The organism is Flavobacterium sp. B330r, assembly GCF_056824325.1.
Window position 1 is genome coordinate 205,561 of record NZ_CP124860.1, and the last position, 16,118, is coordinate 221,678.

Genomic DNA, 16,118 nt, shown 5'->3' on the forward strand with positions numbered 1-16,118 from the left:
ACTTATCATGAAAAAAAATATAATATTCAGTTTAGCGGTACTCTTTTTAGTGAGTGCGTGCAATTCTTTAGACGAAGATCCAAAAGCATTTATTTCGTCTACCAATTTTTATAAAACCACCGAAGATGCCGATGCAGCAGTTATTGCTATTCATAATGCTATAAACAGTTCGACACATACGCTATACAATCGTTTAATTCAGATTGCGACCGAAATGGCAACAGATGATTATGAAGCAGGACCAAGAGCAAGAAATGCACATGTTAGAGCTTTGTCCAACTTAACGCACGATGCTTCAAACGACCGTATGATTGAATTATGGCGACAAAGTTATGATGGAATCAATAGAGCAAATGTGGCAATTGACAATATCGCGAAGAATCCAAATCTTAATTCACAGAAAGACAAAGATTTAATTAACGAAGCAAAGTTCTTAAGAGCGCTTTTATATTTTAACTTAGTACGATGGTTTGGAGATGTTCCGTTGGTTTTACACGAAACAACAGTTTTAACGCCGGAAGCAATCAATGTTAGCAATACTCCAGAAGCAGATGTTTATACGCAGATTGAAAACGATCTAATTGATGCCGAAGCGCTTCCTGTAGTGCAACAAAACAAAGGCCGGGTAACTGCTGGCGCTGCAAAAAGTATTTTGGCAAAAGTATATTTAACTGAAAAGAAATGGCAGAAAGCAGCCGAAAAAAGTAAAGAAATCATTGACAGCAAAGTTTATGATTTGTTCGAAAATTATGCTGATGTATTTAATGTGGCAACCAAAAACGGAAAAGAACATATTTTCTCTGCTCAATTTAAAGGATTAACCAACTGGAACGGAAACATGCTGGCTTCTACAGCTGCTCCAACTTCTGTTCCTGGAATTGCAGGAGATCAAGCAGATGCATTGCACAAGGAAGGTAAACTTTTTGAAGCTTTCGCTGAAACAGACAAAAGAAAGTACATCACTTTTGCAGTCGAATTTGTAAGTCCGACCGATGGAAAAACGTATAAAGTTACGCCACATTTCAACAAATATTTTGATCCCGCGACGCCGACTTCGCCAGGGCAATCTTCTAAAAATACGCCAATTATACGATTTGCAGAAGTATTGCTGATTTATGCAGAAGCTTTAAACGAACAAAACGGAGGTCCAACTCCAGAAGCGTATGCAGCAGTTGACCTAGTGAGAACAAGAGCAGGCGTTGAATTATTAGCGACAACTTCTCCAGCACTAAGTCAAGACGCGTTTAGAGAAGCGGTTTTTGAAGAAAGAAGAAAAGAATTGGTTTACGAATATCAGCGTTGGTTTGATTTGGCAAGAAGAGGCCCAGATTATTTTGTAGCAAAATTAAAAGCCGCAGGAAAAACCAACGCACAGCCAAAACACGTTCATTTTCCTATTCCACAGAGAGAATTGGATTTGAATCCGAATTTGAAACAAGTTCCGGCTTGGAGATAACTTTTTTTAAACACATAAATTAATTTAACACATAGAGACATAGTTTTTTTGCTTTCGAAAAGAAAATAAAAGAGAAATATATTTCTCGACACATAGCTATGATCTTTATTACAAGTAAAACGCCTTACTACATCTATAAAATCTATGCCTCTATGTGTTAGAAATAAAATTAAAAATACACTAACAGTAAATTATAAATAAGATGAATAAAAGAATAAACATTTTATTTTCTGTTTTATTGACAGGAATAATTGGTTCTTATAAGACCGAAGCCCAAACCGCATCATCTAAACCCAACGTAATTTTAATTATGGTCGATGATATGGGATATTCAGATTTAGGGAATTATGGCTCTGAGATAAAAACGCCAAACTTAGATCGTTTAGCGAAAGAAGGAACTCGTCTGCGCGAATTTTACAATAACTCAATTTGTGCGCCTACGAGAGCTTCTTTATTAACGGGACAATATCAGCACAAAGCTGGAGTTGGTTATTTTGATGTGAATCTAGGTTTGCCAGCTTATCAAGGGTATTTAAACAAGGAATCTTTGACTTTGGGTGAAGTTTTCCGTTCTGGAGGCTACAGCACTTTAATGTCAGGAAAATGGCACGTAGGTTCTGAAGATCAAGCGCAATGGCCAAATCAAAGAGGTTTTGATAAGTTTTACGGAATCTTAAAAGGTGCAGCAAATTATTTCGACACAAAACCGCTTCCTTTCGGGAAAACGGCTTATCCAGTAAAAATGATCCGCAATAATGAAGAACTGCATCCAAAAGACGATTCGTACTACTTCACAGATGAAATTGGAAACAACGCGGTTACTTTCTTAGACGAACAAAACAAAGAAAACAAACCTTTCTTTTTATACTTAGCATTTACAGCGCCTCACTGGCCATTACAGGCAAAACCTGTTGATATTGCCAAATACAGAGGCAAATTTGATGAGGGCTGGGATGCTTTAAGAGAAAAAAGAATTCAGAAATTGAGAGAAAACGGCATTCTGCTTCCTAACCAGACTATTGCTCCAAGAGATCCAGAAGTTCCAGAATGGGATAAACTAACGTATGACGAAAAACAATTCTGGAAAGCTAAAATGGAAGTGTACGCCGCAATGGTAGACAACATGGATCAAAATGTCGGAAAGGTTCTGGATAAACTGAAAGCGTTAAAGAAAGATAAAAACACTCTAATCATTTTCATTGCAGATAATGGCGCTCAAGGCGGATTTAATACGTACAATCCATTAAAAAGAGGTTTAGTTCGTAACGACGGACCAATCGGAACTTCTGGTTCTTTTGATTATCAAGAACAAAACTGGGCATATCTTTCTAATACACCTTTACAAGATTATAAAAACAATATGCACGAAGGCGGATTCAGTTCTCCGTTTATTGCTTGGTATCCTTCAAAAATTAAAGCAGGAAGAATTGATAAAGGAACTGGACATATTATTGACCTTGCTCCTACTTTCTACGAATTGGCTGGAATTGACTATCCTAAAAACTTAAATGGCGTAACTTCTAATCCGCTTCCTGGTAAAAGTTTGCTGCCTGTTTTATTTGATAATGCATCCGAAGTAAACCGTGGCGCTCCTTTATTCTGGGAAAGAGCTGGAAACAGAGCGGTTAGAGAAGGAAAATGGAAATTGGTTTCTATTTATCCGTCTTACCAATGGGAACTTTATGATCTTGAAGCAGACCGTGGCGAAACAACAAACGTTGCCGCACAAAATCCTGGAATTGTAAACGATCTTTCGGCCAAATATTTCGATTGGGCAGATAAAACAGGAGTTGTAGAATACAGCAAATTCAAACAAAAAGGAGAATTGATTCCTGGCGCTGCTGCTAAGAAATAATTCAAATCTTAAAAAAAAAATCTTTTTTGAATTTTAAAAAGTATTCAAGGGTCGAAAAATGAGTTTTAAAAACTTGTTTTTCGACCCTTTTTCATTGTTTTAAACAAAACACAAACAACTAATAAACAGCACATTAAAACCAAAATATTTTATTTATCACAGAATAATTTCATAACGTATCAAATAAATTTCAAAAAAGATTTGGATTTTACCATAATAAATATAACTTTGTCTATAGAATTAGTAGAATTTAAATAATTAAAGCACTACATTTTGAAAACATCAGAAAAAATATCATCTCACATTTTTCCTAAAAATTATACATACAATACATTTTGTTGTATGTGTTTCTGTTGTTAATCCCTTCACTATTTTCTTTTTAGCGATTTCCATTTTAAAAAAATGGGAGCCAAAAAGCGATTCTCTTTATTTCCCAAACACTTTCCTACTGTAATCCTATAATCACTTTGCTGCTTTGCATCGAGGATTATTATGTCATCAAATACTATTTAAAAGGTTTTGATTCAGATATCAGTTATGGTAAGAATTTCAATTACAAACCAAAAACCAATTGTTATGAAATCTTTTTATCACGAAATAGCGCGACAACATCAGGAATTATTAATTCTTCCCGAAAAAAAAGTTATCCATCAGTTTATTGATGATTTCTTCCTTCTGCTGTATTCAAATACAACAAAGACCTATGAAACTGAGGCATCTGTAAGATATAAATTCAATCTTCTTGAAAAACAGTTTGATGAACTAGTCACCGATTTTTCTCCCAAAAGTGATTCAAGACAACAGACTGAAATCTTTTTTGAAGCCATTCCGCATTTACACAAAAAAGCCATAAATGATGCGCTTACTATTTTTACAAAAGATCCAGCCGCAAAATCCTTTGAAGAAGTCTTGTATTCTTATCCTGGCTTTTTTGCTATTGCGATTTATCGATTTTCACATCAATTATGGGAACAGGATCTAAAACTTCTTGCTAGAACTATATCTGAATATGCACACATAAAAACTAGTATAGAAATTCATCCCGGCGCTCAAGTCGGAGATAATTTTGCCATTGATCACGGAACGGGAATTGTAATTGGCGAAACCACAATTATTGGCAATGATGTACAAATTTATCAAGGCGTTACGCTTGGGGCTTTGAGTGTAAAAAAAGAAGATGCTTTTATAAAAAGACATCCAACAATTGAAGATAATGTAGTAATCTATGCCAACAGCTCCATCCTTGGCGGTCAGACAACTGTTGGTAAAAATTCAATTATTGGTGGCAATGTCTGGCTTACTAACAGTATTCTTCCAAATTCTATTGTGTATCATAAGAACGAAATAAAAATTAAAACAATTTCAGAAAACAAAAAGGAAACACCAAAAGACACTGCAATCCTAACATTCAATTACAACGCAGGAGAAAGATATTTATCTGTAGATGAGCTGTTTGAATAAAATTTATAAATAACTTTAAGGAATCAAAAAATAAATTATAAACCTATTAAAACTCAAAAAAAATGGCCGAAACAAAACCACAACAGACCGCATTAGGCGATGTTGCAGCAAGACAGCTCGCAATTGCAACTCGTACCGTTCCGCAAATCGGAACCGTAACACCAAGATGGCTAACACATTTATTACATTGGACTCCAGTAGAATCGGGTGTATTTCGTTTAAACAAAGTTAAAAATGCCAATCACATCGAAGTAGATTGTTCTGCTCGTGACGAAAGAGTTTTACCCAACACTTTTGTTGATTATATCGATAATCCAAGAGAATACAATCTCGCAGCTGTACAAACCATTGTTGATGTTCACACCCGTGTTTCCGACTTATACAGCAAACCTTACAACCAAATTTCAGAACAACTTCGCTTGGCAATTGAAACGATTAAAGAACGTCAGGAAAGCGAATTAATCAATAATAAAGATTATGGTTTATTGAGCAATGTTGTGCCTTCACAAATCATTAAAACACGTACGGGAGCTCCAACTCCAGATGATTTGGATGAATTGCTTACTAAGGTTTGGAAAGAACCTGGATTCTTTTTACTGCATCCACTTGCAATTGCAGCTTTCGGACGTGAATGTACTCGTCGTGGCGTTCCTCCTCCTACTACATCTCTATTTGGATCTCAGTTTTTAACTTGGAGAGGAATTCCGCTTATTCCTTCGGATAAACTGCCAATTGTAAAAGGAAAATCTAAAATCATATTATTGCGTACAGGCGAAAGCCGTCAAGGCGTTATCGGATTAATTCAGCCGGGATTGCAAGGCGAACAATCTCCAGGATTATCTGTTCGTTTTATGGGAATCAACGAAAAAGCAATTGCTTCTTATCTGGTTTCACTTTACTGCTCTTTGGCTATTTTGGTTGACGATGCCATAGCTGTATTAGAAGATGTAGAAATAGGAAAGTATCATGAGTACAAATATTAACAACAACGGTTTACCCAAAATCGATGATTTGCAGCATTTGGCAAACGAGTTGTTCAAAGCTTTACCGAATGAATTTCCAAAAGAAATATCGTTAAGTCCGGATAAAGCCGAGCATCCGCGTGCGACAAAGATTGCAGAAACGTTCTTGCAAACAGGAAACATTGGCTCATTAGATCAAATTCCTTTAGCAGTTCCGTCGAATGTGCAGCCAGTTCAACATTCCTTTAGCGGATTTGGCGCTTCTCCTACCGTATCCAATTACGAAAACACGGGAGCTTTTGCTTTACCGCCAAATGCTGGAGCGGGATTTGATCCAAAGGGTAAAAACACTTCTTCTGGGGTACAGGAAAATCATGATTTAAACATGGATGATCCGCATACTGGTTTTCATGATATTAATTTAAATAATGGAAATCCGCAGCTGAATGAAGAATCTGCTTTTTCGCCATTGTTGCTCAACAATCAATATCTTCCGTTTCAAACAGAAAACTCTTCGTTTGAAATTGAATTGCAGGCAGCCTTGACTTTTGTTGATACACAATTTAAAAAACGAGAAGATTTTCCGTTAAACGGAAATGAAACGGCAACATCCTACTATTTTTTAGACCAGAATCCTTTTGCGTTTGACAGAAAAAGTACCAATATTGCCGTCGGAAATTCTTTTGATGGTAAAGAAATTAATCTTTTCAAAGGACATCATTTTAATGCCGAATTGGTCAAAAAGGATTTTCCGATTCTGAGAGAAACCGTAAACGGAAAACCTCTAGTTTGGTTTGACAACGCCGCAACGACACAGAAACCGCAATCGGTTATTGACAGAATTGCCTATTTCTACGAACATGAAAATTCAAATATTCACCGCGCGGCACACGAATTAGCAGCTCGTGCCTCTGATGCTTACGAAGCTGCGCGCGAAAAAGTAAAAAGCTTTTTTAATGCCCGTTCGGTAAACGAAATTGTTTTTGTACGAGGTGCGACCGAAGGAATAAATCTAGTTGCTTCAACTTGGGGCGATCAGAATTTAAATTCTGGTGATGAAATTATTGTCAGTAATTTGGAGCATCACGCTAATATCGTTCCGTGGAAACGTCTTGCTGATAAAAAAGGCTTGAAATTAAGAGTGATTCCTGTTGATGATGACGGTCAGATTTTGTTTGATGAATATGCAAAACTGCTGAATTCGAGAACTCGTTTAGTAGCTTTTACACAAGTTTCTAATGCATTGGGAACGGTAACTCCAGCCAAAAAAATAGTTGAAATGGCACACGCTGCCGGAGCAAAAGTTTTAATTGATGGTGCACAATCCGTTTCGCACATGAAAGTAGATGTTCAGCATTTAAATCCGGATTGGCTGGTTTTCTCTGGACATAAATTATTTGGTCCAACGGGAATTGGCGCTTTGTATGGAAAAGAAGATTTATTGAACGAAATGCAGCCGTATCAATCTGGCGGAAACATGATTCAGGATGTCACTTTTGAGGAAATAAAATACCACAAAGCTCCGAATCGTTTTGAGGCTGGAACAGGAAACATTGCCGATGCAATTGGTCTAGGCGCTGCTATTGATTATGTAACAAAACTAGGGATTGAAGCGATTGGACAATACGAGCATTATTTACTCGAATATGCTACCCGACTTTTAAAAGAAATTCCAGGTGTTAGATTAATAGGAACTGCCAAAGATAAAGCCAGCGTTTTGTCTTTTAACTTGCAAGGCTATTCAAACGATCAGGTTGGACAGGCTTTGAATAAAGAAGGAGTTGCAGTAAGAACCGGACATCATTGCGCACAGCCTATTTTACGCAGAATGGGAGTTGAAACTACAGTTCGTCCTTCATTAGCCTTTTACAACACAACTCAGGATGTAGATACTTTTATTAAAACCTTATGGGAATTGAAAAAAGTGAGATTCTAAAATAAAAATGAGTCAATGCTATAAAAACATTGACTCATAAGAAATAGTTACTTTTTTTGATATTTTAAGTAATTATAAACAGAAGGCGATTGTTTCATTACAGTCGCCTTTTTATATCATTAAAGTTACGGAGAATTAATTAATTTTTAAACTCCTCCAAAGATTTCTCAATAATCTCAAGACATTCATTAATTTGCTCTTCGGTCATTACCAACGGCGGTGCCAATCTGATTTTGTTTCCGTGAGTTGGTTTTGCCAATAATCCATTATCTCTAAATTTCAGACAGATTTCCCAAGCCAAATCAGAATCTTCATCTGTATTGATTACGATGGCATTCAAAAGTCCTTTTCCGCGTACCAGCGTAATCAAGTTATTTTTTTCAGCGATTTTATTCAATCCGTCTCTTAAAATAACTCCTAAACGTTCTGCATTTTCAGCTAGTTTTTCGTCTTTAATCACTTCCAAAGCTGCAATCGCTACGGCCGCTGCAACTGGATTTCCTCCAAAAGTAGATCCGTGCTGTCCTGGTTTAATCACATTCATGATTTCGTCATTACATAAAACAGCCGAAACTGGATAAACACCGCCAGAAATTGCTTTTCCTAAAATTAAAACATCAGGCTGTACATTTTCGTGGTGAACGGCTAATAATTTTCCTGTACGTGCAATTCCTGTCTGAACCTCATCTGCAATAAAAAGTACATTGTGTTTTTCGCAAAGTGCTTTCGCTTTCGCTAAATATCCTTCAGAAGGAACATAAACTCCTGCTTCACCCTGAATTGGCTCAACCAAGAATCCAGCAATATTTTTAGATGAATTTAAAACATTTTCAAGCGCTTCCAAATTATCATATTCAATTTTGATAAAACCATCTGTAAAAGGTCCGAAGTTTTTACGAGCTGTTTCATCATTAGAAAAAGAGATAATTGTAGTTGTTCTTCCGTGAAAGTTATTCTCACACACAATAATCTGTGCCTGATTTTCAGGAATTCCTTTTACTTCGTATGCCCATTTTCTTGAGATTTTCAAAGCAGTTTCAACTGCTTCTGCACCAGTATTCATTGGAAGAACTTTATCGAAACCAAAATATTTCGTTACATATTCTTCATAGTTTCCTAATTTATCATTGTAAAAAGCACGAGAAGTCAAAGTTAGTTTTTGCGCCTGCTCTACCATTGCATTTACAATTTTAGGATGGCAATGACCTTGATTTACCGCAGAATAAGCAGATAAAAAATCATAATATTTCTTTCCGTCAACATCCCATACATATACGCCTTCTCCGCGCTCTAAAACTACAGGAAGCGGGTGGTAATTATGAGCACCATATTTGTTTTCTTTTTCAATCAAAACTTCTGATTTTGATGAAAGTGTTTTTTCTGTACTTATCATAATATGCTTTTTATTTCTACAAAAATATCAAAATTAAACTAATAACCATTAAAAAAACAATGTTTTGACTTAAATATAACAAAATAAAAGTCAAAAATACAATTTAGACACTTCAAAAAAGAGATATTTATTTTTTTCGAAATGCGATTATGTGTCTGTTTATTAAAAAAAAGAATTACTTTTATAAATAACAAAAGACTCAATTTTTAAACGATTTTTATTGAATGGAATTATTAGACGAATTTGATATTAGCATTATCAAAGAATTAGAAAAAGATGGAAGAATGGCCTTTTCTTCTATCGCCACTAATCTTAAAATATCAAATACAATGGTGCATCAGCGTATTAACAGAATGATTGAACAAGGTGTAATTTCTGGGATAAAACCTATTATTCAGGAAAAGAAAATTGGCTACGACTGGGCTTCTTTTACTGGGCTTACATTAAACAAAGATTCTGATTCTGAAAGAATTATTGAGGCTCTTAAAGAAATTCCGGAGATTACCGAATGTTATTACGTAACAGGTTCTTTTACGCTTTACATAAAAATAATAGCAACAAATCACGAACATATGCGCCGTATTCTTTACGAAAAAATCGACGGAATTCCAGGCATTGACAAGACCGATTCTATTGTGGAATTGGGTTGTGCTTTTAAACGAAACATATCTTTATAAAAAGAAAACCATTCTTTTAAAGTATTGGTTACAAACCTCACAAGAATTTACTTGTGAGGTTTTTTTGTAACATAATATTTCTGATATTTGTTAAAAATTGAAGAAATTATGAAAAACTCCATAATCATTTTATTCAGTGCAATCTTATTCTCAAATCTTATGAATGCGCAATTAAAACCAGTAAAATATACAGAAGGAAGCCAGCAACTTAATGGCTTATTTATAAAATCTGCTAAAAAAAGCAGCAACAATCCAGGAATCTTACTCTTACCGGCATGGCTTGGGATTGATAATGCTTCTAAAGGAATCGCAGAAGAATTATCTAAACTGGGCTATCATGTCTTTATCGCTGATATTTATGGCGAAGGAAATTATCCTAAAAATACTGGCGAGGCAGGAAAACAGGCTGGTTTTTACAAAACAAATTTCGAAGCGTATCAAAAACGTATTGATGCTGCTTTGAAAGAATTAGTAAAATCTGGCGCAAATGCCGATAATATTGTAGCTATTGGATATTGCTTTGGAGGAAGCGGTGTTCTTGAAGCGGCCCGCGGACATTTGAATGTCAAAGGTATTGCTTCCTTTCACGGTGGTTTAGGAAAAGATGCCAGCAGAAAAAATGAACCTATTGCTACGAAAGTTCTTATTTGTCATGGAGCCGATGATCCGTTTGTTTCAAAAGACGAAATCGCTGCTTTCCAACAGGAAATGCGTGATGGCAAAGCAGACTGGGAAATGATTTATTATGCAAATGCCGTCCACTCTTTTACTAATCCTGAAGCAGGAAGTGATAATTCTAAAGGTGCGGCGTATAATGCTGTGGCTGCAAAAAGATCTTTTGACCATTTACAGCTTTTCTTAAACGAAGTCCTGAAAAAATAATTTCAAAAAACAAATACCTAAAAACTACCAGAACAAATCAATTAAAATAAACCAATGTCACATAACAAAATTAGAGAAGACAAAACTTGTCTAAATTGCAGGCATGTTGTGGAGCAGAAATACTGCCCCAACTGTGGACAAGAAAATAGCGATAGCCGAAAAACTTTTCATCATTTATTTATTCACTTTTTTGAAGATTTAACACACTATGAAAATGCTTTTTGGAAAACAATAAAAAATCTTCTTTTTAAACCTTCAACGCTTACTAAAGAATACCTTTCGGGAAAACGTTTGTCTTATCTTGCGCCGGTTCGACTTTACATTTTTATAAGTTTTATTACATTTTTGCTTATTGCAATGTTTCCAAATAATGTAGGTGAAAAAATTGATAAAAGCGAAGAAGCGCTGAACAAAGAAATTTCTAAAGCTACTGATAGTTTAAGAATAAGCAGAAAGGAAGACAAAAGGTATTTTCATTTTAAAACGATGAAAGAACTTGATTCGATTCAAAAATATGGAAAAGAAAGTGAGAAGCTAAATGCTTCTTCTTATTGGTTTTCTGAAAAAGCAATACACGTCACAGAAAAATACACCAAAAAAGAAATTTATGTAAAATTTGTTGAATCGTTCTTTCACAATCTTCCTAAAATTCTATTTATAATCATGCCGTTTTTTGCTTTTTTCTTATGGCTTTTTCATAATAAAAAAAGGTGGTATTATTTCGATCACGGAATTTTTACACTCCATTATTTCTCTTTTCTTTTACTGATTTTCCTCATCATGTTTATCATAGAAAGGGTTATTGGTCTTTTTGGAGAAGATAGTCCGCTGTCTTTTATATCATCAATTACAACATTTGCAGGAACCATCTGGATGTGCTATTATTTTTATCCTGCACACCACCGTTTTTATGGCGAATCAAGAATAGTCTCTTTTATAAAAAGCTTTTTATTGTTTATAATAAATTCTCTTTTTATCCTATTTTTACTGACTTTATACGTTCTTTACACATTTATTAATTTACACTAACTAGAATGAAAAAAATACTCATTTTATTTTTAGTTGTTACTGCGTATTCTTGTAAAACTGCGCAGTCAACAACAGCCAAAGACAATTCGGATCCGTCAAAATATGTTAAAGCTATCAGTGAAAAAGATCTCAAAAAAATGCTTTACACTATTGCTTCTGACGAAATGGAAGGCCGCGAAACGGGTTCTAAAGGACAGAAAAAAGCAGGTCTTTACATGATCGAGCAATACAAAAAAAGCGGAATTTCTTTTCCAAAAGGAGCGTCGGACTTCTATCAGCCAGTTCCTGCAGCATTTATGAATGCAAAACGCAATCAAAACCTTCCAGATTCAGAAAACATCTGGGCTTACATTGAAGGTACAGAAAAACCAAATGAAGTTTTGGTAATTTCTGCACATTACGATCACGTGGGCATCAAAGACGGCGAAGTTTACAACGGTGCAGATGATGATGGTTCTGGAACTGTAGCGGTGATCGAAATGGCTAAAGCTTTTGCTAAAGCTAAAAAACAAGGTCACGGTCCAAAACGCTCTATTTTGTTTCTTCATGTAACTGGCGAAGAGCATGGTTTACACGGATCTCGTTATTATTCTGAAAATCCATTATTTCCTATTGCCAATACAATCGCAGACATCAACATCGACATGATCGGACGTCGTGATGTTGAGCATTCAAATACAAACAACTACGTTTATGTAATTGGTGCTGACAGATTATCTTCTGATTTACACAATGCAGTTGTAGCTCAAAACGAAAAATATATCAAAATGGACTTAGATTTTAAATTTAATGATCCAAAAGATCCAAACCATTTCTATGAGCGCTCTGACCACTATAACTTTGCAAAACATGGTATTCCAGCTGTTTTCTTCTTCAACGGAGTTCACGAAGATTACCACGGAAAAGGCGACGAACCTCAAAAAATTGAATACGACGCTTTAACTAAAAGAACAAAACTGGCTTTTGTCGTAGCTTGGGATTTAGCTAATAGAGAAAATAGACCGGTAGTTGATAAGAAATAGTTCTTTTTAAGATACTAAGGTGCTGAGATGCTAAGATTCTAAGGTTTCTTTTAGGAACGGTCATAAAAAAAAGGATGAGTTTACTCATCCTTTTTTTGTTTTATATATTTTTTGGCTTGCTTTTTTTTCTCAAAGTTAAAAACCTTAGAATCTTAGCATCTCAGAACCTTAGCAACTTTAACTAGTCATTCATCGAAATCAAAAACTCTTCGTTGTTTTTTGTTTTCTTGAAACGATCGTTTACGAAGTCCATAGATTCTACTGGGTTCATATCTGAAAGATATTTACGCATAATCCACATTCTTTGTAATGTTTTTTCGTCCAATAATAAGTCATCGCGACGTGTACTTGACGATGTAAGATCGATTGCAGGGAAAATACGTTTATTCGCAATTTTACGATCTAATTGAAGCTCCATGTTACCTGTTCCTTTAAATTCTTCGAAGATAACTTCGTCCATTTTAGAACCCGTTTCTGTTAATGCAGTTGCGATAATACTTAAAGAACCACCGTTTTCTACATTTCTAGCAGCTCCAAAGAAACGTTTTGGTTTTTGCAATGCATTGGCATCAACACCTCCACTTAATACTTTTCCAGATGCTGGTTGAACCGTGTTGTAAGCTCTTGCTAAACGTGTAATAGAATCTAATAAAATCACAACATCGTGACCGCATTCTACTAAACGTTTTGCTTTTTCCAATACAATGTTAGCAATTTTTACGTGTTCTTGTGGCTCTCTATCAAAAGTTGAAGCAATAACTTCTCCACGAACACTTCTCTGCATATCTGTAACCTCCTCAGGACGTTCGTCAATCAGAAGAACAATTAAGTAAACTTCAGGATGGTTTGCTGCAATTGCATTTGCAATATCTTTAAGAAGCATTGTTTTACCTGTTTTAGGCTGGGCAACGATCATACCACGCTGACCTTTACCTATTGGTGAAAACAAATCTATAATTCTGGTTGAAATAGAACTGCCTTTTTCGGCTAGTTTGAATTTTTCTGAAGGGAAAACAGGCGTCAAGTGTTCAAAAGAAACTCTATCGCGAACAACTTGCGGATCGTGTCCGTTAATTTTTAATACACGAACCAAAGGGAAAAACTTCTCTCCTTCTTTTGGCGGGCGAACCACACCTTTTACAGTATCTCCAGTTTTTAAACCAAATAATCTGATTTGTGAAGTTGATAAATAAATATCATCTGGAGAAGCTAAATAATTATAATCTGATGAACGTAAAAATCCGTAACCGTCAGGCATCATTTCTAGAACACCTTCACTTTCAATAATTCCGTCAAATTCAAAATCTGAATCCCTGAAATTATTGTTGTTCTTTTTATTTTTATGATTAGGATTTTGATTATTGTGATTTCCGTTTCCATTGCCATTCCCACTCTGATTTTGATTCTGATTCGGGTTTTGATTTTGGTTCTGGTTTTGATTTTGGTTCTGGTTTTTATTCTGATTCGGATTGATCTTTTTAACAGGAGCAGTTTGAGGAGTTTTTTCAGCTGTTTCGGCTGTTGGCTCAGAAGTAGTTGGCTCTGATGGGGCTGCTTCTACATTTTCCTCTGCAGGAACTTCATTTACAGCCTCTTTTTCTTTTTTAAGAGCTACTTTTTTCTCGTATGCCGATTTGCTGAATTTTACAACTTTAGGCTCTTTTTTTGCTGCTGGCTCTTTGTTTTCCTGTGCTTCTACAGCCGCCGTTTCTGCAATTGGCTCAATTGTATCTACACTATCGTTTTTTTGAACAGTTTCCTCTACTTTATCAAATTCTAAAACGGGAGTATTTTTGGTATTTGCTGCTTTTGTTTTGGCTGGAGCAATTCTGGCACGCTTTGGTTTATCTTCTTTAGCATCAGAAACTACTTCTGTTTGAGAAGCTTGAGCTGGCGCATTAGAGCTCTCTTGGTGTGCTAAAATCTGACTAATTAAAGTCTCTTTTTTGACACCAGTAATCTTTATTGTTTTAGCTAACTTAGCTATTTCTTGAAGCTCAGAAAGCTTCATTTCTTTTAATGCAGAAATATCAAACATGAATGTTCTATGAATTTAATTATTTTAAGGAATACTGTAAAAAGAATAGGTAGATAATTAATTTGAATTGACCGCAGTATGAAGTGCTTACGGTATTATGATGCAATAATACGAATAAAATTTTATCATACAATAGTATTTTAAAAAAAGAAAATATATTTTTGTAAAACATTTTTAGACCATGATACAAAGAATTCAGACTGTATATTTATTTCTAGCTTTTGCTGCAACTGGCATTTTAATGCTTTTTGTTCCGCTTTGGACAACTAGTGCAGGAAAGCCATTCTTTTTTATGCAGGATCAGCTTTATACTGTTTTATTAGGCTTAACGACTATGCTTAGTATTATCAGTATCATTTCATTCAAAAAGAGACAAAATCAGTTTGTGCTAAACAGATTGAATATAATATTAAATTTAATTTTATTAGGATTATTTGTATATCGATCACTAAATTTATCTGGAGGGACTGAGGTCTCTGAGAAAGGTATTGGGATGTTCATGCCGATTGTTGCTATCGTGTTATTAGTTTTAGCTAATAAGGCCATCAAAAAGGATGAAGATCTTGTAAAATCTGTTGATCGTTTGAGGTAAACCTATAAACTTAGTTTATTTGTGCGAAGAAGAACCCGAATTTTTATTCGGGTTTTTTTTATGCCTTATTTTATCATAAATCAGACCTAAAGGGCATTATAGATATGTGATTTACATGATAAATTTGCATTTTCGAATTCAAATACAATCATGACACCAAAAATAAGGATCCATCTTGCAGACGATCATCAGGTATTAATTGATGGTCTTTCAAACCTGCTCCAAACTGTTTCAAATTTTGAATTAGTCGGAACTTCTTTAGACGGCACTACTGTTTATGATGATGTCATGAAGGACAAAGCCGACGTTTTAATTCTAGATATCAGTATGCCAAAGAAAGACGGCATAGAGGTACTGAAAGAGTTTAATGAAAAAGAAATACCTTGCAAAGCCATTATTTTATCCAGTTACGATGATCTAAAAATCATTAAAGAAGTTATGAAATTAGGCTCAAAGGGTTATCTGCTAAAAAATTGCGCAGGAGAAAATATTATTGAAGCCGTCGAAGCCGTTTATCAAGGGCAGGAATATTTTAGCGACAGCGTTAGAGAGAAAATTTTCAATACTTTTAGAGACAATCCCAAATTAAATCAAAACGCAGTTATAGAAAACCCAATTTTAAGTCCGCGTGAGATTGAAATCATTATTTTAATTGCCTTAGAATACAGCGGTACAGAAATTAGCAAAAAACTTTTTATCAGTTCACATACTGTCGAGACGCATCGAAAAAACATCATGAAAAAGCTTAATATAAAAAGCACAATAGGTCTGGTAAAATATGCTCTTAAAAACAATTTGATTAATCCTTAAAGATT

General features: G+C 35.1%; 13 protein-coding genes. 11 read left to right on the forward strand and 2 right to left on the reverse strand.

Going from position 1 to position 16,118, the window contains the following annotated elements; all coding sequences use genetic code 11:
• Positions 1–7: 7 nt before the first annotated feature.
• The 5 genes from QLQ95_RS00885 to QLQ95_RS00905 all read left to right on the forward strand — a co-directional run bounded on the left by QLQ95_RS00885 (position 8) and on the right by QLQ95_RS00905 (position 7,670).
• Entirely contained in the window at positions 8–1,456 is a 1,449-nt protein-coding gene (locus tag QLQ95_RS00885; protein WP_482502222.1) for a RagB/SusD family nutrient uptake outer membrane protein, read from the forward strand.
• Positions 1,457–1,658: 202 nt separating this feature from the next.
• Positions 1,659–3,311: an arylsulfatase gene (locus QLQ95_RS00890; RefSeq protein WP_482502224.1), complete on the forward strand. Its 1,653-nt coding sequence runs from the start codon at positions 1,659–1,661 to the stop codon at positions 3,309–3,311.
• 576 nt (positions 3,312–3,887) lie between these two features.
• On the forward strand, positions 3,888–4,772 hold the full coding sequence (locus QLQ95_RS00895; RefSeq protein WP_482502226.1) for a serine O-acetyltransferase: 885 nt from the start codon (positions 3,888–3,890) through the stop codon (positions 4,770–4,772).
• Between the two features lie 62 nt (positions 4,773–4,834).
• On the forward strand, positions 4,835–5,755 hold the full coding sequence (locus QLQ95_RS00900) for a family 2A encapsulin nanocompartment shell protein (RefSeq protein ID WP_095928820.1): 921 nt from the start codon (positions 4,835–4,837) through the stop codon (positions 5,753–5,755).
• Positions 5,739–7,670: a family 2A encapsulin nanocompartment cargo protein cysteine desulfurase gene (locus QLQ95_RS00905; protein ID WP_482502228.1), complete on the forward strand. Its 1,932-nt coding sequence runs from the start codon at positions 5,739–5,741 to the stop codon at positions 7,668–7,670. The genes QLQ95_RS00900 and QLQ95_RS00905 overlap by 17 nt, the downstream gene beginning before the upstream one ends.
• A gap of 139 nt (positions 7,671–7,809) precedes the next feature.
• Here the strand turns inward: QLQ95_RS00905 and rocD are convergent, their stop codons facing one another.
• Positions 7,810–9,063: an ornithine--oxo-acid transaminase gene (rocD, locus tag QLQ95_RS00910; RefSeq protein ID WP_482502229.1), complete on the reverse strand. Its 1,254-nt coding sequence runs from the start codon at positions 9,061–9,063 to the stop codon at positions 7,810–7,812.
• A gap of 224 nt (positions 9,064–9,287) precedes the next feature.
• On the opposite strand from rocD, the gene QLQ95_RS00915 reads away from it, so the two are divergent.
• From QLQ95_RS00915 to QLQ95_RS00930, 4 genes are all read left to right on the forward strand, one after another.
• A complete protein-coding gene (locus tag QLQ95_RS00915; RefSeq protein ID WP_095928823.1) occupies positions 9,288–9,740 on the forward strand; it encodes an Lrp/AsnC family transcriptional regulator in 453 nt (150 codons plus the stop codon).
• A gap of 108 nt (positions 9,741–9,848) precedes the next feature.
• The gene (locus QLQ95_RS00920; RefSeq protein WP_095929092.1) at positions 9,849–10,622 is read left to right on the forward strand and encodes a dienelactone hydrolase family protein; all 774 of its coding nucleotides are present in this window, start codon (positions 9,849–9,851) and stop codon (positions 10,620–10,622) included.
• Between the two features lie 54 nt (positions 10,623–10,676).
• Entirely contained in the window at positions 10,677–11,651 is a 975-nt protein-coding gene (locus tag QLQ95_RS00925) for a DUF3667 domain-containing protein (RefSeq protein ID WP_095928824.1), read from the forward strand.
• Positions 11,652–11,656: 5 nt separating this feature from the next.
• Positions 11,657–12,673, forward strand: coding sequence for a M28 family peptidase (locus tag QLQ95_RS00930; protein ID WP_095928825.1), 1,017 nt, complete (start codon positions 11,657–11,659; stop codon positions 12,671–12,673).
• A 181-nt stretch (positions 12,674–12,854) separates the two neighbouring features.
• Here QLQ95_RS00930 and rho read toward each other — a convergent pair whose 3' ends face one another.
• Complete coding sequence (rho, locus tag QLQ95_RS00935; protein ID WP_095928826.1) at positions 12,855–14,711, reverse strand: transcription termination factor Rho; 1,857 nt, start codon at positions 14,709–14,711, stop codon at positions 12,855–12,857.
• Positions 14,712–14,892: 181 nt separating this feature from the next.
• Here rho and QLQ95_RS00940 point away from each other — a divergent pair, with 181 nt between their 5' ends.
• Together QLQ95_RS00940 and QLQ95_RS00945 are read left to right on the forward strand one after the other, a co-directional pair.
• Positions 14,893–15,303 (forward strand): DUF4293 domain-containing protein, encoded by a 411-nt coding sequence (locus QLQ95_RS00940; protein WP_008468670.1) that lies wholly within the window; start codon positions 14,893–14,895, stop codon positions 15,301–15,303.
• A 150-nt stretch (positions 15,304–15,453) separates the two neighbouring features.
• Positions 15,454–16,113, forward strand: a complete 660-nt coding sequence (locus QLQ95_RS00945) for a response regulator (RefSeq protein WP_428238123.1) — start codon at positions 15,454–15,456, stop codon at positions 16,111–16,113.
• Positions 16,114–16,118: the final 5 nt, after the last annotated feature.

Excerpts from the sequence above, each read along its gene's own strand:
- QLQ95_RS00885 (WP_482502222.1), top strand. The coding sequence starts at position 8 with ATGAAAAAAAATATAATATTCAGTTTAGCGGTACTCTTTTTAGTGAGT.
- QLQ95_RS00890 (WP_482502224.1), top strand. The coding sequence starts at position 1,659 with ATGAATAAAAGAATAAACATTTTATTTTCTGTTTTATTGACAGGAATA.
- QLQ95_RS00895 (WP_482502226.1), top strand. The coding sequence starts at position 3,888 with ATGAAATCTTTTTATCACGAAATAGCGCGACAACATCAGGAATTATTA.
- QLQ95_RS00900 (WP_095928820.1), top strand. The coding sequence starts at position 4,835 with ATGGCCGAAACAAAACCACAACAGACCGCATTAGGCGATGTTGCAGCA.
- QLQ95_RS00905 (WP_482502228.1), top strand. The coding sequence starts at position 5,739 with ATGAGTACAAATATTAACAACAACGGTTTACCCAAAATCGATGATTTG.
- rocD (WP_482502229.1), bottom strand. The coding sequence starts at position 9,063 with ATGATAAGTACAGAAAAAACACTTTCATCAAAATCAGAAGTTTTGATT.
- QLQ95_RS00915 (WP_095928823.1), top strand. The coding sequence starts at position 9,288 with ATGGAATTATTAGACGAATTTGATATTAGCATTATCAAAGAATTAGAA.
- QLQ95_RS00920 (WP_095929092.1), top strand. The coding sequence starts at position 9,849 with ATGAAAAACTCCATAATCATTTTATTCAGTGCAATCTTATTCTCAAAT.
- QLQ95_RS00925 (WP_095928824.1), top strand. The coding sequence starts at position 10,677 with ATGTCACATAACAAAATTAGAGAAGACAAAACTTGTCTAAATTGCAGG.
- QLQ95_RS00930 (WP_095928825.1), top strand. The coding sequence starts at position 11,657 with ATGAAAAAAATACTCATTTTATTTTTAGTTGTTACTGCGTATTCTTGT.
- rho (WP_095928826.1), bottom strand. The coding sequence starts at position 14,711 with ATGTTTGATATTTCTGCATTAAAAGAAATGAAGCTTTCTGAGCTTCAA.
- QLQ95_RS00940 (WP_008468670.1), top strand. The coding sequence starts at position 14,893 with ATGATACAAAGAATTCAGACTGTATATTTATTTCTAGCTTTTGCTGCA.
- QLQ95_RS00945 (WP_428238123.1), top strand. The coding sequence starts at position 15,454 with ATGACACCAAAAATAAGGATCCATCTTGCAGACGATCATCAGGTATTA.